We start from the raw sequence: 21,042 nt of genomic DNA, 5'->3' as shown, positions 1-21,042 counted from the left end.
TCCCCGCGTCCGCCCTCGACTACTTCGGTGTGGACACGCTCGTCGACGACGACACCCGGGAACTCCAGGCCGCCGTGCGCGGCTTCGTGGACCGGCGGATCCGGCCGGAGATCGCCGGCTGGTACGAGGCGGGCCGGCTGCCGGTGCGGGAACTGGCCCGGGAACTCGGTGAGCTGGGCGTGCTCGGGATGCACCTGGAGGGCTACGGCTGCGCCGGCACCTCGGCCGTCGCGTACGGCCTCGCCTGTTTCGAGCTGGAGGCGGGCGACTCGGGCCTGCGGTCCCTGGTCTCGGTGCAGGGCTCGCTGGCCATGTACGCCATCTGGCGGTTCGGCTCCGAGGAGCAGAAGCGCGAATGGCTGCCCCGGATGGCCGCCGGGGAGGCGATCGGCTGCTTCGGGCTCACCGAACCGGACTTCGGCTCGGACCCGGCCGGCATGCTCACCCGGGCCCGCCGCGACGGCGGCGACTGGGTGCTCAACGGCACCAAGATGTGGATCACCAACGGCTCGGTGGCCGACGTCGCCGTGGTGTGGGCCCGCACCGACGAGGGCATCCGGGGTTTCGTCGTACCGGCCGGCACGCCCGGGTTCACCGCGCCGGAGATCACCCGCAAGCTCTCCCTGCGCGCCTCGGTGACCTCCGAGCTGGTCCTCGACGACGTCCGGCTGCCCGCCGACGCGATGCTGCCCGGCGCGGCCGGCCTGTCCGGGCCGCTGACCTGCCTCAACGAGGCCCGCTTCGGTATCGTCTTCGGCGCGCTCGGCGCCGCGCACGACTGCCTGCAGACCACCGTCGCGTACGCCCGCAGCCGGCAGATCTTCGACAAGCCGCTCGCCGCGTACCAGGCCACCCAGCTCAAGCTCGCCGACATGGCGCTGGAACTGGGCAAGGGGATGCTGCTGGCGATGCAGATCGGCGCCCTGAAGGACGCCGGCACGCTGGACCACCGGCAGATCAGCCTGGGCAAGCTCAACAGCGTGCGGGAGGCCATCGCCATCGCCCGCGAGTGCCGGACGATCCTCGGCGCGGCCGGCATCACGCTCGACTACCCGGTGCTGCGGCACGCGAACAACCTGGAGTCGGTGCTCACCTACGAGGGCACCTCCGAGGTGCACCAGCTGATCATCGGGCAGACGCTCACCGGTCACGCGGCCTTCCGCTGACCGGCCGCGCCGCCGGTGACCGCGGGCCCGGCCCGTGATCGGGCCGGGCCCGCGGCCTACCGCTTGACCAGGTTGCGCAGCGCGGACAGCAGCGACCGGTGGCTCACCTCGGCATAGATCTTCTTGTCCGGTCCGTACAGGACCACGTACGGGCACTGCTGGTCGTCGCCGCCCATGGTCTTGTCCAGCAGCCGGCGCCCGGTCGCCACCTCGTACGCCCGCAGGCGGTAGGTGGCCTTGAGCAGCGTCAGCGTGTCCGGCTTCGGGTCGTCGTAGCGGCACTTGCGGATCGTCGTGCCGGTGCTCGTCCGGTCGAGGCAGGCGACCATCTGCACGACCTTCGGGTCCTCCGACGCCCAGGTCCGTTCCACCCGCTTCGACAGGCCCTCGTCGTAGTAGTAGACCTGGTCGTGGCGGCGGCCCGTGCCCGTGTCGGTGCCGACGAGCAGCGCCACCGGGTGCGGCGCCGCCCCGGCGCGCTTCGGCGACTGCGGGAAGTAGAGGACGCCGTCGCACACGTCGTTCAGGTCGGAGATCTGCGCCGCCGGGAAGTCGCTGGGCTGCGGCCCGCGCGTCGAGGGCTCCACACTCGCTGTCGCACCCGGAGTGGGCGTCGTGCCGGACGACCGCCAGGGCGTCACCGGCGGCGCGATCGGCTCCGGCTCGGCGGCCCGGCGCTCGGAGGACCGCAGCAGGAACGCGCCGCCGACCAGGCCCGAGCACGCCACCAGCAGCAACACGCTCAGCGCCGCGACGGCAATGACCAGACCACGGTTGCGGCCGGTCGACGGCGGACCGGGCGGCGGGTACGGCCCGTACGGCGTGGCCGGTCCGTACGACGGGCCCGCAGTGGGCGGCCCGTAACCCACAGCGGCCGTGGGCGGCTCGTAACCTGGAGCCGCAGTGGGCGGCGTTGGCGGGCCGGGATCGGCCGACGGCTCGCCGGCCGGCGGCTCGCCGGCCGGCGGCATCCAGGCGGTCTCGGCCCGCTGTTCCGCGCCCCCCGCCGCTCCCTGATCGGATCCGGCCCCCGTGTCGGACATGCGCATTCCCCCGTCGAACCCGTGCGGAGCGCGCAACTTATCAGGATCCGCCGCCCGGGGATGCCCCGTACCAGGTGAGGGCCGCCGCGGTGCGGCAGCGCCGGCACCTGCGCCTGGCCACCTGACCCCCGCGCCCGGCGGACCGGATCGAATCGCCGGGCGTGGCAGGATCGGCCGGGTGCAGATCGGGTTGCTCGGGCCGTTCCAGGTCACCACGGACGCCGGTGTCCCGGCCGACGTGCCGGGCGCGCGGCTGCGCGGGCTGCTGGCCGCCCTCGCGCTCCAGCCCGGCCGGGTGGTCCCGAAGGCGACGCTCGTCGACTGGATCTGGGGCGAGCAGCCGCCCGCCGACGCCGCCAACGCGCTGCAACGCCTCGTCTCCCGGCTGCGCAAGGCGCTGCCGGCGGGCGTCGTCGACGGGTTGCCCGACGGCTACCGGCTCGCCGTCGAGCCCGATGCCGTCGACGCCGTACGGTTCGAACGCCTGCTGCTGCGGGCCCGCGACGGCGACGGGCCGCAGCGGGTACTGCTGCTGCGCGAGGCGCTCGGGCTGTGGCGCGGCGACGCGCTGCGCGACATCGGCCTGCCCGACAGCCCGGCGCTCGACGCGGCGGCCACCCGGCTGGAACGGCTGCGCCTGACCGCAACCGAGGACCGGTACGACGCGGAGACCGGGCCCGACCTGATCCCGGAGCTGACCGACCTGGTGGCCGCCCATCCGGTGCGCGAGCGGCTCGCCATGGCGCTGATGCGCGCGCTCGTCGCGGCCGGCCGGGACACCGAGGCGCTGCTCGTCTACCGGCGCACCGCCGACGCGCTCGCCGACGCCTTGGGCGCCGACCCGTCACCGGAACTGTCGGCGCTGCACGTCGCGCTGCTGCGCGGCGAGACGGTACGCCGGGAGGACACCCGCCGGACCAACCTGCGCGCCGAGCTGACCAGCTTCGTCGGCCGGGACGCCGACCTCGCCGCGGTCGGTGCGCTGGTGGCCGAGCACCGGCTCACCACGCTCACCGGCCCGGGCGGCTCCGGGAAGACCAGGCTGGCCACCGAGACCGGGCGCCGGTTGACCGGCGACCTGCCGGACGGCGTGTGGCTGGTGGAGTTCGCGGCCGTCAGCGCCGACGGGGACGTGGTGCAGGCGACGATCTCCGGGCTCGGCCTGCGGGACGCGCTGCTCGGCGACGCGGGCAGCGCGGAACCGCTCGACCGGCTGGTGGCGGCGATCCGGGACCGGGAGATGCTGCTGATCCTGGACAACTGCGAACACGTCGTCGAGGCGGCGGCGACGCTGGCGTACCGGCTGCTCGGCGAGTGCCGGCGGCTGCGGATCCTGGCCACCAGCCGGGAGCCGCTGGGCATCACCGGGGAGGCGTTGTGGCCGGTCGCGCCGCTGGGCCTGCCCCGCGGCGACGCCACTGCCACCGAGGTCGAGTCGTCGCCCGCCGTGCGCCTGCTGCGGGACCGGGCCGCCGCCGTCCGCCGCGACCTGGCGTACGACGGCCACACGTCGGCGACCATGGCGCGGATCTGCCGCGCGCTCGACGGCATGCCGCTGGCCATCGAGCTGGCCGCGGCACGGTTGCGCGCCATGTCCGTCGACCAGCTCGCCACCCGGCTCGACGACCGGTTCCGGCTGCTCACCGGCGGCAGCCGGACCGCCCTGCCCCGGCACCGGACGTTGCGCGCGATGGTCGACTGGAGCTGGGAACTGCTCAGCGACGCCGAACGCGCGGTGCTCCGCCGGCTGTCGGTGTTCTCCGGCGGGGCGGGCCTGGACGCGGCCGAGCGGGTCTGCGCCGGCGGTGCCGTCGCGCCGGGCGACGTGCTCGACCTGCTCACCGCGCTGACCGAGAAGTCGCTGCTGGTCGCCGCCGGCGACGTCGCGCCGCGCTACCGGATGCTCGGCACGATCAAGGAGTACGCCGCGCAGCGGCTCGCCGAGGCGGGGGAGGCGGACACCGCGCGCCGCGCGCACCTGGCGTACTTCACCGCGCTGGCCGAGACCGCCGAGCCGCGGCTGCGCCGCGCCGACCAGCTCACCTGGCTCGCCCGGCTGGACGCCGAACACGACAACATCACCGCCGCGATGCGTGGCGCGCTCGCCGCGGGTGAGGGACCCGAGGCGATGCGGCTCGCCGCCGGCGCCGGCTGGTACTGGTGGCTCGGCGGACACCGCACCGAGGGCATGGAGCTGATCATCGCGGCCACCGAGGCGCCCGGCGACGTGCCCGACGACACCCGGGCCGTGGTGTACGGACTGGTGGTGCTGTTCCTCAGTTCCGGGCCGGGCGACGCGCAGCACGCGGCCGAGTGGATCCACAAGGCGTACCGGCTGAGCGGGGAGGGTCGCGGCGGCCACCCGGAGCTGGCCCTGGTCGTGCCGATGGAGCGGATGCTGCGGGAGCCGGACGCGCTGCTGCCCGCCTGGGAGTCGCTGCTCGACCACGAGGATCCGTGGGTACGCGCGCTGGCCCGGCTGCACCTGGGCAAGCTGCGGGTCATCCTCGGCATGGAGGCGGCGCAGGCGGAGGCGTGCCTGCGGCAGGCGCTCGCCGAGTTCCGGGCGGTGGGCGAACGCTTCGGGATCTCATTCGCGCTCAGCGAGCTGGCCGAGCTGATCGCCGTGCGCGGTGACGTCGCCGCCGCCTGCGACTACTACGAGCAGGCGGTCACGGCGGTCACCGAGGTCGGCGCCGTCGAGGACGTGATCCGGATGCGGGCACGGCTGTCCTGGCTGTACCGGCTGGGCGGCGACGAGGCGGCGAGCGCCGACGCGCTGGCCGAGGCGCACCGGCTCGCCGCCGGGGTCGCCTGGCCGGGGGCGCTGGCCGAACTGGCGCTGGTCCGGGCGTACCTGGCCCGCCACGACGGTGACGCGGACGAGGCGTACGCGCAGCTGCGGTCCGTGTCGGCGCTGCTCGGCGACGAGGCGGACCTGGCCAGTGTCCGGGCGGGCACCCAGGATCTGCTGGGTTACCTGGCTGAGGACGTCGAGCTGTCGCGTACCCATCGGGCGGCGGCGTGCCGCGCGGCGCGCGAGGGGGGCTACGCGCCGCTGACCGCGCAGGTGCTCGTCGGTGTCGCGGACCTGGCGGTGCGGCTGGACCGGCCGGACCAGGCGGCGCGGCTGCTCGGCGCCGCCACCGCGGTACGCGGCCAGCCCGACCGCACCCACCCCGACGTGCCCCGGATCGAGGCGGCGGCGCGCGACCGCCTCGGCGACGCGGGGTTCGCCGAGGCGGTCGCGCAGGGCCGGGAGACCGGCTGGGAGCGACTGGTCGAGGTCACGCTCGCTTCGTGAACGTGGACCGCGCCCACAGGTAGCCGACCACAGCGATGCCGGCGCACCAGGCGAGCGCGGGGATCACGTCGCCGGCCGACGGCGCGCCCTCGAGCAGGCCGCGCAGCGTCTCGATGATCGGCGTGAACGGCTGGTACTCGGCGAACTGCCGCAGGCCCGGCCCCATCTTGTCGGCGGGCACGATCGCGCTGCTGAAGAACGGCAGCAGGACCAGCGGCACGGAGGCCATGCCCGCCGACTCCGGCGTCCTGGCGAACAGGCCCAGCGCGACGGTGAACCAGCTGACCGCGACGCTGAGCAGCACCACCACGCCGGCCGCACCGAGCCAGTGCAGCGGCTCGGCGGCCGGGCGGAAGCCGAGCAGGAACGCCACCCCGACCAGGGCCGCGACCGCGAGGACGTTCGTCAGCACGGTGGCCACGACGTGGCCGGTCAGCACCGCGCCCCGGGACACGTGCATGACCTTGAACCGGTTGATGATGCCCTTCGTCATGTCGGAGTTCACCGACGTCGCGGTGCCGCCGAGGCCGTAGCAGACCGCCAGCAGCATCAGGCCCGGCGTCGCGTAGTCGACGTAGTCGACGCCGACGGAGAACGCGTCGCCGAGCATGTAGACGAACATCAGCATCACGATGATCGGCATCAGCACGGCGTTGAACACCGAGGTCGGGTTGCGGCGCAGGTGCGTCAGGTTGCGGCGCAGCATGACAACCGAATGGTTGCGGCTCATTTGGCGGCCACCTCCGGGGTACGGCCCGTCAGGGCCAGGAAGACGTCGTCGAGGTCGGGGGTCTGGACGGACAGGTCGTCGGCGCTGATCGCGTGCGCGTCGAGCCGGTCGAGCAGGGCGCGCAGCGCCGCCGTTCCGCCGTCGGTGGGCACGCGCAGGGCCAGCGCCTCCTCGTCGCGTACCGCCTCGGGCAGCACCAGCGCCGCCGCGTCCAGTTCGGCGCCGGTGCCGAACCGCAACCGCACGTGCGTGCCGGGGATCCGGCGCTTCAGCTCCTCCGGCGTGCCCTGGGCGACCAGCCGGCCCTGGTCGAGCACCGCGATCCGGTCGGCGAGGCGGTCGGCCTCGTCGAGGTACTGGGTGGTGAGGAAGACTGTCACGCCGCCGGCGACCAGCTCCCTGATGATCGACCACATGGTCCGGCGGCTGTGCGGGTCCAGCCCGGTCGTCGGCTCGTCCAGGAAGATGATCCGCGGCTCGCCGACCAGCGTCATCGCGAGGTCCAGTTTGCGGCGCATGCCCCCGGAGTACGTCGACACCAGCTTGTCGGCGGCCTCGACCAGGTCGAACCGTTCCAGCAGTTCGGCGACGACCCGCTTGCCGCTCACCCGGTGGCGCGGCCCGAGGTCGACCATCAGTTGCAGGTTCTCCCGCCCGGTGAGCAGTTCGTCCACCGCCGCGAACTGCCCGGTCACGCCGATCGCCGCGCGTACCGCCCTGGCCTCGGTGACCACGTCGTGCCCGGCGACCCGCACCGATCCGGCGTCGGCGCGGATCAGCGTGGTCAGGATGTTGATGGCAGTCGTCTTGCCGGCCCCGTTCGGGCCGAGGAGGGAGAAGATCGTGCCGGCGGGGACGTCCAGGTCGATGCCGTCGAGCACCACCTTGTCCCTGTACGCCTTGCGCAGCCCGGAGACCGCTATCGCTGAACTCGTCATGCGACCACCATGGGCGGCCGTACCGCCACCGCCCTGACACGGCGCTGACACGGCCGCTGACAGCTTGTCGGTGGGGCGGCGTACGGTCCCGCCGTGGATCGGGAGACGTTCTGGGAAATCGTGGAGCGGGCGCGCCGCGCCGCAGGCCGCGAGACGGTCACCGCCGAGGGCGCCGACGCGGTGGCCCGGCACCTGGTGGCGGAGCTGTCGGCGCTGAGTCCGGCGGCGATCGTGGGCTTCGAGCAGGCATACGACGACGTGACGTCGGAGGGGTGGCGCTGGGATCTGTGGGCGGCCGCCTACCTGATGCGCGGCGGCTGCTCGGACGACGGGTTCGACTACTTCCGCGGCTGGCTGGTGGCGCAGGGACGGGCGGTCTGGGAGCGGGCCGTCGCCGATCCCGACTCCCTCGCCGACGCCGGTGTCGACCCGGACGACGACGCGCTCGACTGCGAGGCGGTGCTGGGCGCGGCGGGCGACGCGTACGCGGCGGCGACCGGCGGTGGCACGGACGCGTTCTGGGAGGCGCTCGACGCCGCCGACCGGGCAGCTCCCGGCCCATCGCCGGCCGACCCGGCCGGGGAGGACTTCGACTTCGACGACGACGAGCAGATGCGCGCCCGTCTGCCGCGACTCGCGGCGATCTACCGGCCGCTGGAATGACGCCGGCGTGGCCGAATCTGCTGGCCCCGGCGCGCCCGGCGGGTGAACATGTCGGCATGGCCGGGGGCACGTCCACCACCAGGTTGCCGCTTCAGGGCGGGCTGCCGCCGCCCGGCGCGGTGACCGGGCCGGTGGTGGAGATCGCCTGCGACGAGTCCGGCTTCTCCGGCACCAACCTGCTCGACCCGGCCACCCCGGTGATCGTCCACGCCAGTGTCGACCTGGGCCGCGACGAGGCCGCCGAGCTGATCCGTACGCTGCGGTCCGGGTTCCGGTTCTCGCCCGACGAGGTCAAGTCCCGGCAGTTCCTGCGCCGCCGCGAAGCCGCCGAGGCGGTGCAGTGGTTCCTGGCGGCGCTACGCGGCCGGGCCCACGTGCACCTCGTCGACAAGGAGTTCTTCCTCGCCACCCGGGTCGTCGACCTGCTGCTGGCCGAGCCCTCGTACGCGGCGGGCACCCGCCTCGCCGGTGACCGGCGTCCGGCCGCGGCGGCGCTGCACCGGGCCGGGCGGGCGGCCGGGCCCGACTGGGCGGCCTTCCTCGCCGCAGTGGTCGAGATGCTGCGCACCAAGCGGCGGGACCGGGCCGACGACCGGAGCGTCGAGCGGTTCTTCGCGGCGCGCGACGTGCTGCGGCACCACGTCGACGACACGCGGGCCGGCGCGGTCCTCGACGCGCTCGACCCGGCCCGCGTGGCAGCCGTCCAGGCCCGGTTGTTCGCGGGCGACCGGACGATTCCGCCACCGCTGGAACCGCTGCTGCCGGCGCTGGCCGAGACCGTCCTGCACTGGAGCGCCGGCCGGCGGCGGGTGCTGGTGGTCCACGACGAGCAGAGCGCGCTCACCGAGGGCCGGCTCCGCCGCCTCCAGGCGGCGCTGGCCGCGGGCGACCCGGCCGGCCCGTCGCCGCTGGCCGGGCTGGTGATGACCGACTCGCGCGACGACCCGCGCGTCCAGGCCGCCGACCTGCTCGCCGGGGTGGCCCGCCGGATGCCCGGCGTCCCCGGCGACGGGCCGTTGCGCCCGCTGCTGTCCCCGCCCGCCCCGAACGCCGCAGCCGAGCCGGCGGAACAGGAGGCGACGTGATCCTCGACGACGTGACGCCGCGCCCCGGACTGCACTGCGAGACCACCACGCTCGGCGTGCTGACCCGGCACGCGGGTCTGGACCTCTCCGAGCCGATGCTGTTCGGCCTCGGCGAGGGGCTCGGCTTCGTCTACTGGGACGCCAAGAGCATGGACGTGCCGTTCCTCGGCGGGCGCACCAAGCCGCTGTGCGTGACCCGCGCCGCCGCCGACCGCCTCGGCCTGGACCTTCGGGTACGGGAGACGACGTCGGCGGCGAAGGCGTGGCGCGACGTCACCGACGCGCTGGACGCCGGGCAGCCGGTCGGCCTGCAACTGGACTCGTACCACCTGGACTACTTCACCACCCGGGTCCACTTCGGCGGGCACACCGTCGCCATCTACGGCTACGACGACACCCACGCCCACCTGGTCGACACCGCCCAGCAGGGCGGCGCGGTGACCACCACGCTGGACAGCCTGGCCCGGGCCCGTGCCGCGCGGGGGCCGATGACCGCGCGCCACCTGTCGTACACGCTCACCGCGCCCGGCGGCCCGCCGGACCTGGGCACGGCGATCCGCGCGGCGGTACGCGCCAACGCCGGGGCGTTCCTCGGCCCGCCGATCGCCAACCTCGGCCACCGGGGGATCGCCACCGCCGCCGCCCGGGTGACCCGCTGGCTGGACCGCGCCGCCGACTCGGCACGTGACCTGCCGCTCGCCGCGACGCTGATGGAACGCGGCGGCACCGGCGGCGCGCTGTTCCGCGCCATGTACCGGGACTTCCTCGCCGAGGCCGCCACCGTCACCGGCGACGCCCACCTGCGCCGGGCGCAGCTGATGTACGCCGACATCGCGCCGCTGTGGACCGCCGTCGCTGACCACATCGCCACCGCCGGGCGGACCGGCGACGCGGTCCACCTGACCCGCGCGTCGGCGGTCCTCACCGACCTGGCCGTACGCGAACGCGAGGCGATGACAGTGCTGGCCGCGGTCGACGCGCGGTAGGCGTCAGCTCAGCTGCTCGGCCAGCGCCACGATGACGCCCGCCGGGCCGCGCAGGTAGCAGAGCCGGTAGACGTCCCCGTAGTCCGCCACCTCACCGATCAGCTCACCGCCGTGGGCCCGCAGCCGGGCCACCGTGTCGTCGACGTCGTCGACGGCGAACATGACCGACCGCAGGCCGAGCGTGTTCGGCGGCGCGGCCGGCGGTTCGGCGGCGACGAGTGCCGGCGCCCGGAACCGCGTCAGTTCGAGCTTGCCGTGGCCGTCCGGCGTGCGCATCATCGCGATGTCGACCCGCACGCCGTCGATGCCGTTGACCCGGTCCACCCACTGCCCCTCGACCGGCATCTCGCCCTCGACCTCCATCCCGAGTTCGGTGAAGAAGGCGATCGCGGCCGGCAGGTCGTCCACCACGACGCTGACGTGGTCCATCCGCTGAAGCGTCACGCCCCGAGCATAGGGCGACGTCCGGCCTGGTCAGCTCATGTCGAGCGTGTACGCCGCCTCCCGCACGTCCGCGTCCGGATGGCGGCGCAACCCGATCAGCAGGTCCCGCCACGGCGTCCTCCAGCCGAACTCCGACCCGTGTGCGACGAGCGCCACCGCGAACAGCCCACCGGCGAGGTCGCCGCGCCCGCCGAGGTGGGCCACCGTGTCGGCGAGTACCGCCGGGTCGGGCCGCTGCCGCAGGTCGCGCAGCCGGTGGCCGACGTGTTCGGCGGTGCGGACCGCTACCACCGGGCGGCCGGCGCAGAGCGCGGCGACCTCGTCCAGGTTGTCCAGCCGGCCGAGGTCGACGAGCAGCCGGGTGGCCGTACCCAGGAAGCCGTCCCGGCCGGCGAGCCACCACGCGGCCGCGACCAGCCCGGCCCGGTCGGCGCCGGCGGGCCGGCTGGCGGACCACAGAGCCGCGCCGACCGCGAGCAGCTCGATCCGCCGCCGGGCGGGCCGGTCGGTCACCGGACCGCCCGGATCGTCGTCGGCCGCGTCCCGCTGGACCAGCCGCTCCAGCGCGGCCCGGAAGACCGTGTCACCACCGGCTCGCAGCAGGTTCGCCACCCCGATGCTCGGCGTCGTCTCGTCCGGGTCGGTGAGCCGGTCCACGATCAGGTCGGTGACGCCGGTCAGCCACGGCCACCATTCCCCGAGCGCGGCGAACGCGGCCCGCCGGACCTCCCGGTCCTCGGCCCGGCACGCCGCCACGAGCAACGCCGCGTAGGCGCGGCGGTGGCGTTCCGAGATCCCGGACGGGTACGCGCCGAGCACCGCCCGCCGCTCCTCGCGGCCGGCGTGCACCGCCGCCCGCAGCACGGTCCAGCTCGCCTCGGGTCCGAGCCGCTGCCGCGCGGCGGAGACGATCGCCGCCCGCACGTCGCGGTGCGTCTCCGGGTCGGCGTACGTGTCGGCGAGCGTCGCCAGCATGTCCACCGGCGCGTAGCGGGCCAGGAGCCGGGCGGCCTCCTTGCGGCTGGTGACCTTCGCGGTGCCGGTCAGCACCCCGCCCAGCAGTTCGGCGAGCCGGGCCGGCGGGACATGCCGTGCGGCCCGCCCGGCGGCGTACAGCGCGACGCGCGCCCGGTCGCTGTCGGCGTACCGGAGCAGCACCGGGAACGCCTCGTCCGGCCGGTCGGTCCGGACCAGCGCGCCGAGCGCCGCCTCGGCAACCGGCACCTCGGGTGCGTCGAGGTGGCGCAGCACCAGCTCCCGTCCGGCCGGGCCGGCTGCGGCGGCGGCGTGGACCGCCGCCGCCCGCTGCCACACCCGGTGACCGGAGTCGGCGACGACGCGCGCCTGCAGCGACACGAAGCGTTCCTGCTGGCGGGGGAGCCATCGCCGGGCGTGCGGCGCGGTGTCGGGCACCCACCGCTTTCCCTTCTCCACGAACCGGCCGCGCGGGGGCCGGTCCAGCACCCGGTCGAGCAGGTCGGTGCGGGACGTGCAGATCGTCGTCCACACCTCGTGGATCGCCACCGCCGAGGCGTCGACGTCGAGGACCTCCTCGACGCGCCGTGCGCGGGTATGCGGGTCGGCGAGCCAGAGCGCGACCGCCGTCCGGGCCACCGGGGGCAGCGTGTCCGGCCCGATCGCCCGGCGCAGCAGGTCCTGGAGCTCGGGCAGGCGCCAGGCGCGGCGGCCGAGCGCGTGGGTGAGCGCGAACAGCAGCCCGTACCGCGCGCGTGTCATGCCGGACTCGAGCCGGTCGCGCAGCCGGCCGAACACCACAGTCTCCTGGCCGCGCCGCAGCACCGTGTCGAGCCGGTGCAGGATCGGCACGTTCGCGTCGCTGCTCACCAGGTCGATGGTGAGCAGCGCCCACTCGGCCAGTTCCGGCACGTCGACGTGGTACGTGAGCGTTTCGGCGGCGAGGCGGCTCAACGCGTTGGTGGTGGCCGCCGAGGTGTCCCGGGCGTCGACCACGTCGGTGGTGAGCCCGGTCAGCCCGCCCGCGGTCGTGGCGGTGAGCAGCGGCGCCACAGTGGCGAGCTTGAGCGCGGCCGCGCGTACCGGGTCCTGCTCGTTGCGCAGCCGGCCGAGCCGGACCACCACCTGGGCCACCGTGCGCGGGTCGCGGGAGCGTCGCGCGGCCGCCACCAGCAGCCGCCAGCCGTCCGCCCGTTCGTCCGCGTCGCCCGAGCGCAGCGCCGCGCTCGCCGACGCGGACGCCGCCGGCCACGGCAGGTACGCGCTCCAGAACCGCACCTGCTCCTCCCGCTCGCGGACGGACGGCAGGGTCAGCACCCGGCCCGCCTCGCGCGCCCGCACCGCCGCCGGCAGCACCTCCATCACCTGGGCGCCCGGCAGCAGCGCGGTGGTGTCGGTGTCGGCGAGCGCGGCGTCGTACAGCTCGGCGCGGCGGCTCGGCGCGACCGCGCGCAGCAACGCGGCCAGCGCATGGTCGTGCTCCCGCAGCCGGGCGGCCAGCGGGATCAGGTCGCCGGTGGGCAGCGCGGCGAGGCGGCGTAGCAGCGCCCGGGGCAGCGCGATCCGGGCCAGCCAGGCCGCGCGCCCCGGCGGCGTGAGCAGGCGTACGACCCGGCTCGCGTCGTGCGCGGCGAGCCGCCCGTACGCGATGAGCGGGCCGGGCAGTGAATCCTCGGGCGCGTACCGGTCGAGCAGGTCCAGCGCCCGCGCCGGATCAGCCCGCAGCACCGCGCCGGCGACCTCGCCCCAGATCCGCCCGCGCGACTCGGGCGGGGCCGTGGCCAGCCGCTCGCCGGCCCGTGCGAGCACGATGTCGGCGTGCCGGCGCATCAGCCGTTCCGGGTTCAGCGCGTGTTCCAGGTCGGGCAGCAGGGCGCGTACCGTCTCGGCGCCGCAGGCCGGCAGCAGCGCGGCGGCCTCGTGGTCGCCGAACCGGTCGCGGACCGTGGTGATCAGCGCGTCGGCGAGGACCGGCGCCGGGCGGCGGCGCAGCGCCCGGTAGACCCGCCGGCGGGTGGCCGCCGGCCGGTCGGTCAGGTCGGCGGGCGTCACGCCGGCCCGCACGGCGGCGGTCAGCGCGGTGGCGGCGATCGACGGATCCCTGTCGGACGTCGCGGCCAGGACGGCCGCGGTGTCCCGGGTCGCCAGCGCGGCGAGCAGCGCGAGACGCCGCTCGTAGGGTCCGTGCCGGCGCAGGTCGGCACAGACCTGTGCCCGGTTGGGCGCGGTGCGTGCCCACGCCACGAGGCGCCGCGTCCGGTCGCGGTGGGACAGCGGATCGAGGGCGGTCAGCAGGTCGCGGGCGGGGGTGAGCACGGCGCTCATTGTGCCGGTGCGCGAGTCGCCGTGGGGCCCGTCACGCCCATTCCGCAATTCCTATGGAAATTGTAGATTTTCAGCGTTCTCCCAGGTGACCGGGATTGACATTAATCGGACCGTCGGGGATATTCCTAGCGGCGCGTCGGGGCGCGGGGCGGAGCAGGCGAGGTCTGCGGATTTCACCTGCGTGGCGTGCGGAAAGGTGTTCGTGCTGCCCCTGCTCCGCGGGGTCCGGATGAGGTTGGGAAATGATTAATCGGGCCGTTGAATTCGCCAAGCACAATTCGCCGAATTCTCTGCGCGTCAAGGCCCGGCGGGCGCAGATGGAAGCGCGCAACGCCCGTATGCGACTCACCGTTCCGGTGGCGGCCCGCAGCGAGTTCGCCAACATCTTCCACTGCACCGTCCGCAAGACCGGCAGCCAGTGGATCAAGGCGCTGTTCAGCGATCCGGCCGTCTACCGCCACTGCGGGCTGCTGCCCTACGACCCGCGCTTCTACTCCGGCGGCGCGACCGCGCCGGTGCCCGCCGGCCGCATCGGCCTGGCCATCTTCCTCTCCCACAAGCGGTTCGAGGCGGTGCCCAAGGCCGGCAGCTACCGCGCGTTCTTCGTGATCCGCGACCCGCGCGACGTGGTCGTGTCCAGCTACTTCTCGCTGCGCAACTCGCACGCCCCGATGGGCGACATCCCGCAGGCGCGCAAGGCCCTCCAGGAACTGCCGAAGAAGGAGGGAATGCTCTACGTCATCGACCGGCTGCGCGACAAGAAGCAGTTCGGGCAGATGCGGTCCTGGGCGGTCGCGCCGAGCGACGAGACGTTCCGGCTGTTCCGCTACGAGGACCTGACCGGCGAGCGGCAGGCCGAAGAGGTCGACCAGCTTCTGCGGCACTGTGGGATCACGCTGCCGCCGGCCGAGCTGGAGGCCCTGCTGGCCCGCTACAGCTTCACCAAGATGAAGAAGTCGAAGGAGACCCCCGGGCGGATCTCCCACTACCGCAAGGGCGCGTCCGGCGACTGGCGCAACCACTTCGACGACGACATCTACGCCGCGTACACGGCCGCCGCCGGTGACCTCGCCGAGATCCTCGGCTACCCCGCCCGGGACGAGACCCCGGCCCGCTGACCGTCGCCGTATGCTCCTGCCGTGGAGCTGCGGTTCACCACACGGGCGTCCGACTCGGCCTGGATCGACACCGTGTGGACCTGCGTCAGCGACCGGGTCGACGAGATGACCTCGGTGGCGACGCCGTGCTGGGGGCTCGTGTTCTGGCAGCGCGACGGGCGCTCCTACGCGGCCGTCTCCGGCCCCGAGACCGCCACCGGCGCCGCGCCGGTGCCCGAGGGCGCGAGCTTCGTCGGTATCGAGTTCGCGGTCGGCACCTCGCTGCGGCTCGTACCCACGCCTGAGCTTGTGGACAGCGGCGCCGAGCTGCCCGACGTGAGCCGCCGGACGTTCCGCCTCGACGGCGGTTGGTGGGAGACACCCGGCCCGGACGACGCCGAGGCCCTGGTCGAGCGGCTGGTCCGGGCCGGCGTGGTGGTCCGCGACCCGCTCGTCACCGAGACCCTGCGCGGCGGCCGTCCACCGGCGTCACCGCGTACCGTCGAACGCCGGTTCCGGGCCGCGACCGGGCTGACCCGGGGCGCGGTGCGGCAGATCGACCGCGCGCGCCGCGCCGCCGTGCTGCTGGCCGCGGGCCGCCCGCCCGCCGACGCGGTCACCGCCTTCGGGTACGTGGACGAGCCGCACCTGGCCCGCGCGCTGCGCCGGTACGTCGGACGGACGGCCGGTGAGCTGCGCGCGGGCGCCGGTGGGGCGATCGCGCTGGATCCGGCTCAGCGGGTCACGTCGTAGATCAGCTTGACGACGCCGTTGGGGTAGGCGGCGCTGTCGCGCAGCCGCAGCGTCTGCCGGTCCCGGTCCGCCCGGGTGAACAGGCCCTTGCCGGCGCCGAGCAGCACCGGGAAGACGAGCAGGTGGTACCGCTCGATCAGGTCCGCCTCGGCGAGACGGCGGGCGAGTTCCGCGCTGCCGTGGATGAAGATGTCGCCGCCGTCGCCCTGCTTGAGCGCGGCCACGTCGGCGGTGGAGCGCAGGATCGTCGTCGGTCCCCAGCCGTCGACCAGCGCGTCGTCGGGCAGGCTGGACGACACCACGTACTTCGGCAGGTCCCGGTAGGCGGCGTGGTCCTCGGAGTCGCGCCAGGTGGGCGCGAACGCCTCGTAGCTGCGCCGGCCGAACATCAGCGCCGTGGTCTGCGCCAGCTCCTCGCCCTTGAGGGAGAACGCCTCGGGCAGGAACTCGACGTCCTTGACGACCCAGCCGCCGCTGCGGTGGTCCTCGCCCGGGCCGCCGCCGGGGGAGTCCACCACGCCGTCGAGCGACATGAATCCGGTGTAGACAAGATCACGCATGCGGCAATGCTAGGAACGCCCGCCACCCGGTGTCTTGTACGGAACCGACACGCCCTCAGCAGCCGCACGACGCCCCGGCCGGCGCGGTGAGGTCGTCGGCGGGCCGGCGGACGAGCCCCGCGTCGGTGCGTACCGGGAAGCCCTCCCGCACCCAGTACTCGTATCCGCCGATCATCTCCTTGACCGGCCGGCCGAGCCGGGCGAACTCCAGCGCCGCACGGGTGGCGCCGTCGCAGCCCGGTCCCCAGCAGTAGGTGACCACCGTGGCGTCCGCCGGGATCAGCTCGGCGGCCCGGTCGGCGATCTGCGCGGTGGGCAGGTGGACGGCGCCGGGGATGTGCCCCTGCCGCCACGCCGCGAGGCTGCGCGAGTCGACCACGACCAGGCCGGTCACGCCCGCTTCCAGATCGGCGTGCACGTCGCTGACGTCGGCCTGGAAGGAGAGCCGGGCCGCGTAGTGGGCGACGGCGTCGGCGGGGCGGGCGGCGGGAATGCGCAGGACGTTCGACATGGCACCCATCGTGCCGACCGCCGTCCGGCCGCCCCAGTGGCGTGAGCGCCGCCCTTCGCTAACATCCCGCCATGAACCGTGCCACCGTGTCGGTGCTGGCGTACGAGGGCATGTCGGTGTTCGAGACCGGGATCGTCACCGAGGTCTTCGGCCTGCCCCGCCCGGAGTTCGACGTGCCCTGGTACGAGCTGACCGTCTGCGCGGAGACACCCGGCGCGGTGCGGCTGGTCGGCGGCGCCACGCTGCACACCGACCACGGCCTCGACGTGTTCGCCGGCGCCGGCACGCTGATCGTGCCCGGCGTCGCCGACGTGCACGCCGACCCGTCGCCCCGGCTGACCGCCGCGTTGCGTGCCGCGCACCGGCGCGGCGCCCGGATCGTGTCGATCTGCTCGGGCGCGTTCGCCCTGGCCGGCGCGGGCCTGCTCGACGGCCGCCGGGCCACCACCCACTGGCGGTACGCCGACCTGCTCGCCCGGCGGCACCCGGCGGTACGCGTCGACCCGGACGTGCTGTACGTGGACCACGGGGACGTCCTCACCGGCGCCGGCAGCGCGGCCGGTCTCGACCTCTGCGTCCACCTGGTACGCCGCGACCACGGGCCGACGATCGCCAACGCGGTCGCCCGCCGGCTGGTCGTGCCGCCGCACCGCGACGGCGGCCAGGCGCAGTTCGTCGAGGCGCCGGTCCCGGCCGATCCCGGCGACGACCGGCTCGCCGCGAGCATGTCGTGGGCGCTGGCGAACCTGACCGCCGAGATCACCGTGGCCCGGCTGGCCCGGCAGGCGCACATGTCGCCCCGCACGTACCTGCGGCACTTCGCGCGGGCCACCGGCACCACGCCGATCCGCTGGCTGATCGACCGGCGCGTCCAGGCCAGCCTGCCGCTGCTGGAGACGACGAGCGCGCCGATCGAGGAGGTCGCCGCCACTGTGGGGTTCGAGACGGCGGTGACGTTCCGGCACCACTTCACCGCCGCGATGCGGACCTCGCCGTCGGCGTACCGGCGGGCCTTCACCGGGGCGTCAGGCGGCGCTCACGCCCCGGGCAGCGGGACGACGTAGGAGTCGACGCGGGCGATGAGCCCGTCCCGGAACGTGAACAGGTCGTTGAAGGCGAAGCGGAACGGCCCGTGCGCGACGGTGGCGCCCCGGCCCTCGCCGGTGACCACGACGACCGGCCCGTCCTCGATCACGCGCTCGACGTCGAGCCGTGGACTGCCGGTGAACGCGGGGTTCTCGATCTCGCCGTCGAACTCGGCCCGGCCGCGGGTGGTGCGGTGGCCGTGGATGACCCACTCCACGTCGTCGGTGAGGGTGGCGAGGATGCGCTCGTGGTCGCTCGCCCGGAAGCCGGCGAAGTATTCCGCGACCAGGTCACGCTGGGTTGCTCGGGGCACTGTCGTCTCCATCGTCGTGGTGTCGGAGGTGGGCGGCGAGCGCGTCGAGGATCGAGGCGAGCCCGTCCGCGGCCTGGTCGGTACGCAACTCGGGCGGAAGCTTGCGCTGGTGCACCGTCAGGTCGGTGCCGTCGCGCGCGGGCCGGAGCGTGACGGTCGTACGCAGGCCGGTAACCGGCTCGTCGAAGACCAGCTCCCGTGGCGGGTCCACGCTGACGTAGACGAACCGGAGCCGCCCGGTCCGGCCGTCGGGCGCGCGTGTGTCGAGGACGAACTCCCCGCCCGGCCGCAGGTCGACGGTCACCGAGCCCGGCGGCACGCTGGCGTGCGACCCGCCCCAGAACGCGGCGATGCTCGCCGGCGAGGTGAAGGCCGCCCAGACCCGGTCCGGCGCGGCGGGCAGGTGCCGCCGGGCGATCAGCTCGTCGCCGTGCCGTTCGACGCGCGTCCTCACCGGGTCGCCTCCGGGTCGGAGAGGTGCGTCTCCAGCGCGTCGAGACGGTCGTCCCAGGCGCGGCGTTGCTCGTCGATCCACGAGCCGAGCCGGGTGAGCTGGTCGACGCGCAGCCGGCAGGGTCGCCGGGTGCCCTCCCGCCGCTGCTCGACCAGGCCGCACCGGCGCAGCACGCCGACGTGGTGGGAGATCGCCTGCGGCGTCAGGTCGAACGGCTCACCCAGCTCGCCCACGGTGGCCTCCCCGCGCGCGAGGCGGGTCACCAGGGCGCGGCGGACCGGGTCGCCGAGCGCGGCGAAGGCGAGATCGAGGTCCGGATCGGAGCGCATGCCCTCACGCTAGCGCAAACACAGGTTTGCGCAAACAACCATTTGTTTATGCTGGCGCCGGGTCAGAGCGCGCCGCTGCGGACGGCCTCGTAGATGGTGCTGATCGTCGGTGTGAAGCCGAGGCTGCGGGCGAGGCTGATGTCCATCTGCCCCCGCCACGGCTGACGGAGCGGTTCGGCGGAGGAGCCGTAGGAGTAGCCGACGAGCTGGGACATCTCGTAGATGCTCAGGGGCGACTCGTCGGCGATGTTGACGGTGCGGTTGTCGAATGCGCCCGTGAGGGCCAGTGCGAACGCCGTGGCGATGTCGGCGTGGTGGCAGACGCTCAGCCTCTGTGCCGGGTGCCACCCCATGCCGGCCGCGAGTTCGGGCAACGATTCGAGGTGCCCGTCCCGGTCGCCGTAGATGAAGGGAAGGCGCAGGATGCCCCAGGTGAGCCCGCTGGCGCGAAGCAGCTGCTCGGCTTCGATCTTGCTGGCGGGGTAGGCCAGCGTCGGCGCGACGGGGTCGTCCTCACGCCCGGGGTGGGTGCTGTCGGCGCCGTAGACGTGGGAGGTGCTGGCCAGCAGGAACCGGGCCTGCGGCGCGTGCTTCTCGACGGCGGCGATCAGGTTGCGGGTGCCGTCACGGTTGACGGCCCAGATCTGCTCGTCGTCGCGGGTGCGGAAGACGGCGGCCAGGTGGATGACCGCGGTGACGCCTTCCACGGCTGCCGGCAGGGATTCGGGGCTGAGGACGTCACCCTCGACGCGCCGTACGCCGTCGGGCACTGCTTTTCCGGGACGGACGAGGGCGCGGCACTCGATACCCGCCGCGGTGAGTCGCCCGAGCAGGCGGGGGCCGACCAGGCCCGTTCCGCCGGTCACGAGAACGGTCATGACCCGTGCTCCTTCCGGTAGTCGATCAGTCGTCTGGTCGCGCCGCTGAGGACGCGATTCATGGTCTCGATGTCCGCGGGGTCGACCCCGCCGAAGGCGACTTCCGCGATCAACGCCATCGGATCGGGGAGCGAGTGCCACAGGTTCACGCCGGCCGGCGTGATGTGCAGCTGCTTCTGACGCTGGTCGTCCGGGTCGGGCACCTGTTCGATCAGGCCTTTGCGGACGAGCGCCGCGATCACCGCGCTGAGGGTCGCCCGTTCGACCTCCAGTTCGCGGGTGAGGGTGCGCTGGCCGACCGGCCGGCCCTCACTCAGCCGGTACAACACGTACCACTGGGTGTTCCCGAGATCGTAGGGGCGCAGCACGGACTCCATCAGGGCCCGGCTGGCGAGGAAGTATTTCTTCGCCCAGACGCCCGGAGCGGCCAGCTCGTAGGCGTTCATGTCGTTAGGCACCTGACAACATTGTCAGGCGCCTAACGACATGTCAAGAGGTGGCTGCGCGCCGGAACGCCACGGGGCGCCCGGCAGTTGGGGGAGCAGGGGACTGGCGCGCCGTTTCGGGCGGCGTGGCATCGGGAACGTCGTCGGGACGGGCACGGGACGGAGGTCGACATGAGGACACCGAGTCGCCGTAGGCGGATGCTTGGCGTACCCCTGCTCGTCACCGCGCTGCTGGCCGGCGCGTGCGGCGACGGCGGTGGGGACGACGGCGGCGCCGCGGACCCGAGCGCGACCTCGGCCACCGCCCCCGCGACGCCGGAGACGTCGCAGTCGTCCGGCGGGCGCGTGACGATCCCGACGTCCGCCTTCGCCGACCTGCCGCCGGAGCTGCGCAAGACCGAGGCGCAGCCGATGGAGGTCACCGACGCGCTGCCCGAGTTGTGCGACCAGGAGTTCCGCAGCGGCGGACGGTCGGTCACCGCGAGCGCCGCCATGACGAGCGCCTACAAGAAGCCGACGGACCCGCCGGAGAACGTCCCCTTCGGCACGCTGCACCAGACCGTCTTCGCGTTCGAGGGCACCGGCGCCGCCGACTACCTGCGCCGGGTCCGCGGGGCGATGGAGTCCTGCCGGTCGTTCCAGGAGTCGGGCGGCACCGTCACCGTCCGGTCCGAGCCGATGACCCGGACCGGCGACGAAGCCCTGCTGGTGACGGTGACGCGACCGGCTACCGGCCTCGACGGCAGCCCGGCCGAAGGGCAGGCCACCAGCCAGATCATCGTGATCCGGGTCGCCGACGCGGTCACCGTCGTGCACGACCAGGGCTGGGAGGGCACCAGCAACGACCCCGGCCTGTCCGACGACATCGCCGCCGCCGCGGTCCGCGGCCTCGACTCCTGGCAGCGCTGAGCGACTGACGGCGGCCGGACGGGGCAAACGGGAGCGGGATCGCCGGG

The 21,042-nt window shown here is 74.3% G+C and carries 21 protein-coding genes; 9 read left to right on the top strand and 12 right to left on the bottom strand.

Annotation, left to right across the window (positions count from 1 at the left end):
* Positions 1–29: 29 nt before the first annotated feature.
* Complete coding sequence (locus DQE82_RS17900) at positions 30–1,166, top strand: acyl-CoA dehydrogenase family protein (protein WP_370446799.1); 1,137 nt, start codon at positions 30–32, stop codon at positions 1,164–1,166.
* A gap of 56 nt (positions 1,167–1,222) precedes the next feature.
* Here DQE82_RS17900 and DQE82_RS17895 read toward each other — a convergent pair whose 3' ends face one another.
* A complete protein-coding gene (locus tag DQE82_RS17895) occupies positions 1,223–2,209 on the bottom strand; it encodes a hypothetical protein (protein ID WP_113973264.1) in 987 nt (328 codons plus the stop codon).
* A 178-nt stretch (positions 2,210–2,387) separates the two neighbouring features.
* On the opposite strand from DQE82_RS17895, the gene DQE82_RS17890 reads away from it, so the two are divergent.
* Positions 2,388–5,513 carry a BTAD domain-containing putative transcriptional regulator gene (locus DQE82_RS17890; RefSeq protein WP_113973263.1) on the top strand — a complete coding sequence of 1,042 codons (3,126 nt, stop codon included), beginning with the start codon at positions 2,388–2,390 and terminating at the stop codon, positions 5,511–5,513.
* On the opposite strand, the gene DQE82_RS17885 is transcribed toward DQE82_RS17890, so the two are convergent.
* Positions 5,497–6,243: an ABC transporter permease gene (locus DQE82_RS17885; protein ID WP_113973262.1), complete on the bottom strand. Its 747-nt coding sequence runs from the start codon at positions 6,241–6,243 to the stop codon at positions 5,497–5,499. The two genes, DQE82_RS17890 and DQE82_RS17885, sit on opposite strands and share 17 nt — an antisense overlap.
* Positions 6,240–7,181 (bottom strand): ATP-binding cassette domain-containing protein, encoded by a 942-nt coding sequence (locus DQE82_RS17880; RefSeq protein ID WP_113973261.1) that lies wholly within the window; start codon positions 7,179–7,181, stop codon positions 6,240–6,242. Before DQE82_RS17880 ends, DQE82_RS17885 begins: the two co-directional genes overlap by 4 nt.
* Positions 7,182–7,274: 93 nt before the next feature.
* On the opposite strand from DQE82_RS17880, the gene DQE82_RS17875 reads away from it, so the two are divergent.
* From DQE82_RS17875 to DQE82_RS17865, 3 genes are read left to right on the top strand one after another with little or no spacing between them, the layout of a single operon-like run.
* Complete coding sequence (locus DQE82_RS17875) at positions 7,275–7,844, top strand: DUF4240 domain-containing protein (RefSeq protein ID WP_113973260.1); 570 nt, start codon at positions 7,275–7,277, stop codon at positions 7,842–7,844.
* A 56-nt stretch (positions 7,845–7,900) separates the two neighbouring features.
* Positions 7,901–8,929 carry a DUF3800 domain-containing protein gene (locus tag DQE82_RS17870; protein ID WP_113973419.1) on the top strand — a complete coding sequence of 343 codons (1,029 nt, stop codon included), beginning with the start codon at positions 7,901–7,903 and terminating at the stop codon, positions 8,927–8,929.
* Positions 8,926–9,915, top strand: coding sequence for a BtrH N-terminal domain-containing protein (locus DQE82_RS17865; protein WP_113973259.1), 990 nt, complete (start codon positions 8,926–8,928; stop codon positions 9,913–9,915). Before DQE82_RS17870 ends, DQE82_RS17865 begins: the two co-directional genes overlap by 4 nt.
* A 3-nt stretch (positions 9,916–9,918) precedes the next feature.
* Here the strand turns inward: DQE82_RS17865 and DQE82_RS17860 are convergent, their stop codons facing one another.
* Positions 9,919–10,344: a VOC family protein gene (locus DQE82_RS17860; RefSeq protein ID WP_113973258.1), complete on the bottom strand. Its 426-nt coding sequence runs from the start codon at positions 10,342–10,344 to the stop codon at positions 9,919–9,921.
* Between the two features lie 45 nt (positions 10,345–10,389).
* Positions 10,390–13,659 carry a hypothetical protein gene (locus DQE82_RS17855; protein ID WP_113973257.1) on the bottom strand — a complete coding sequence of 1,090 codons (3,270 nt, stop codon included), beginning with the start codon at positions 13,657–13,659 and terminating at the stop codon, positions 10,390–10,392.
* A 242-nt stretch (positions 13,660–13,901) separates the two neighbouring features.
* On the opposite strand from DQE82_RS17855, the gene DQE82_RS17850 reads away from it, so the two are divergent.
* Both DQE82_RS17850 and DQE82_RS17845 read left to right on the top strand, forming a co-directional pair.
* Positions 13,902–14,777, top strand: a complete 876-nt coding sequence (locus DQE82_RS17850; RefSeq protein WP_113973256.1) for a sulfotransferase domain-containing protein — start codon at positions 13,902–13,904, stop codon at positions 14,775–14,777.
* Between the two features lie 21 nt (positions 14,778–14,798).
* A complete protein-coding gene (locus tag DQE82_RS17845) occupies positions 14,799–15,509 on the top strand; it encodes a helix-turn-helix domain-containing protein (RefSeq protein ID WP_113973255.1) in 711 nt (236 codons plus the stop codon).
* Here DQE82_RS17845 and DQE82_RS17840 read toward each other — a convergent pair.
* Positions 15,491–16,069 (bottom strand): dihydrofolate reductase family protein, encoded by a 579-nt coding sequence (locus tag DQE82_RS17840; RefSeq protein ID WP_064447426.1) that lies wholly within the window; start codon positions 16,067–16,069, stop codon positions 15,491–15,493. The genes DQE82_RS17845 and DQE82_RS17840 overlap by 19 nt on opposite strands.
* Positions 16,070–16,124: 55 nt before the next feature.
* Complete coding sequence (locus DQE82_RS17835; protein ID WP_043325177.1) at positions 16,125–16,589, bottom strand: rhodanese-like domain-containing protein; 465 nt, start codon at positions 16,587–16,589, stop codon at positions 16,125–16,127.
* Between the two features lie 62 nt (positions 16,590–16,651).
* On the opposite strand from DQE82_RS17835, the gene ftrA reads away from it, so the two are divergent.
* A complete protein-coding gene (gene ftrA, locus DQE82_RS17830; RefSeq protein WP_113973254.1) occupies positions 16,652–17,644 on the top strand; it encodes a transcriptional regulator FtrA in 993 nt (330 codons plus the stop codon).
* Here ftrA and DQE82_RS17825 read toward each other — a convergent pair.
* The 5 genes from DQE82_RS17825 to DQE82_RS17805 form a co-directional block, all read right to left on the bottom strand.
* On the bottom strand, positions 17,617–17,979 hold the full coding sequence (locus DQE82_RS17825) for a nuclear transport factor 2 family protein (protein ID WP_043325175.1): 363 nt from the start codon (positions 17,977–17,979) through the stop codon (positions 17,617–17,619). The genes ftrA and DQE82_RS17825 overlap by 28 nt on opposite strands.
* Positions 17,957–18,433 (bottom strand): SRPBCC domain-containing protein, encoded by a 477-nt coding sequence (locus tag DQE82_RS17820; protein WP_113973253.1) that lies wholly within the window; start codon positions 18,431–18,433, stop codon positions 17,957–17,959. The genes DQE82_RS17825 and DQE82_RS17820 overlap by 23 nt, the downstream gene beginning before the upstream one ends.
* Positions 18,430–18,762 carry a helix-turn-helix transcriptional regulator gene (locus DQE82_RS17815; protein WP_064447430.1) on the bottom strand — a complete coding sequence of 111 codons (333 nt, stop codon included), beginning with the start codon at positions 18,760–18,762 and terminating at the stop codon, positions 18,430–18,432. Before DQE82_RS17815 ends, DQE82_RS17820 begins: the two co-directional genes overlap by 4 nt.
* Positions 18,763–18,824: 62 nt before the next feature.
* Positions 18,825–19,640: an NAD(P)-dependent oxidoreductase gene (locus DQE82_RS17810; protein WP_113973252.1), complete on the bottom strand. Its 816-nt coding sequence runs from the start codon at positions 19,638–19,640 to the stop codon at positions 18,825–18,827.
* Entirely contained in the window at positions 19,637–20,086 is a 450-nt protein-coding gene (locus tag DQE82_RS17805) for a MarR family winged helix-turn-helix transcriptional regulator (protein WP_113973251.1), read from the bottom strand. The genes DQE82_RS17810 and DQE82_RS17805 overlap by 4 nt, the downstream gene beginning before the upstream one ends.
* A gap of 198 nt (positions 20,087–20,284) precedes the next feature.
* Here DQE82_RS17805 and DQE82_RS17800 point away from each other — a divergent pair, with 198 nt between their 5' ends.
* Complete coding sequence (locus DQE82_RS17800) at positions 20,285–20,995, top strand: hypothetical protein (RefSeq protein WP_113973250.1); 711 nt, start codon at positions 20,285–20,287, stop codon at positions 20,993–20,995.
* Positions 20,996–21,042 lie beyond the last annotated feature (47 nt).

Origin of the sequence: Micromonospora sp. LHW51205 (assembly GCF_003315815.1) — a bacterium.
In the GTDB taxonomy this organism is placed as follows: domain Bacteria; phylum Actinomycetota; class Actinomycetes; order Mycobacteriales; family Micromonosporaceae; genus Micromonospora; species Micromonospora chalcea.
Note: the sequence above shows the minus strand (reverse complement) of the source record. Positions and strands in the feature narration are given on the sequence as shown.

Excerpts from the sequence above, each read along its gene's own strand:
- DQE82_RS17895 (WP_113973264.1), bottom strand. The coding sequence starts at position 2,209 with ATGTCCGACACGGGGGCCGGATCCGATCAGGGAGCGGCGGGGGGCGCG.
- DQE82_RS17885 (WP_113973262.1), bottom strand. The coding sequence starts at position 6,243 with ATGAGCCGCAACCATTCGGTTGTCATGCTGCGCCGCAACCTGACGCAC.
- DQE82_RS17880 (WP_113973261.1), bottom strand. The coding sequence starts at position 7,181 with ATGACGAGTTCAGCGATAGCGGTCTCCGGGCTGCGCAAGGCGTACAGG.
- DQE82_RS17870 (WP_113973419.1), top strand. The coding sequence starts at position 7,901 with ATGGCCGGGGGCACGTCCACCACCAGGTTGCCGCTTCAGGGCGGGCTG.
- DQE82_RS17860 (WP_113973258.1), bottom strand. The coding sequence starts at position 10,344 with ATGGACCACGTCAGCGTCGTGGTGGACGACCTGCCGGCCGCGATCGCC.
- DQE82_RS17855 (WP_113973257.1), bottom strand. The coding sequence starts at position 13,659 with ATGAGCGCCGTGCTCACCCCCGCCCGCGACCTGCTGACCGCCCTCGAT.
- DQE82_RS17850 (WP_113973256.1), top strand. The coding sequence starts at position 13,902 with ATGATTAATCGGGCCGTTGAATTCGCCAAGCACAATTCGCCGAATTCT.
- DQE82_RS17840 (WP_064447426.1), bottom strand. The coding sequence starts at position 16,069 with ATGCGTGATCTTGTCTACACCGGATTCATGTCGCTCGACGGCGTGGTG.
- DQE82_RS17835 (WP_043325177.1), bottom strand. The coding sequence starts at position 16,589 with ATGGGTGCCATGTCGAACGTCCTGCGCATTCCCGCCGCCCGCCCCGCC.
- ftrA (WP_113973254.1), top strand. The coding sequence starts at position 16,652 with ATGAACCGTGCCACCGTGTCGGTGCTGGCGTACGAGGGCATGTCGGTG.
- DQE82_RS17815 (WP_064447430.1), bottom strand. The coding sequence starts at position 18,762 with ATGCGCTCCGATCCGGACCTCGATCTCGCCTTCGCCGCGCTCGGCGAC.
- DQE82_RS17810 (WP_113973252.1), bottom strand. The coding sequence starts at position 19,640 with ATGACCGTTCTCGTGACCGGCGGAACGGGCCTGGTCGGCCCCCGCCTG.
- DQE82_RS17805 (WP_113973251.1), bottom strand. The coding sequence starts at position 20,086 with ATGAACGCCTACGAGCTGGCCGCTCCGGGCGTCTGGGCGAAGAAATAC.
- DQE82_RS17800 (WP_113973250.1), top strand. The coding sequence starts at position 20,285 with ATGCTTGGCGTACCCCTGCTCGTCACCGCGCTGCTGGCCGGCGCGTGC.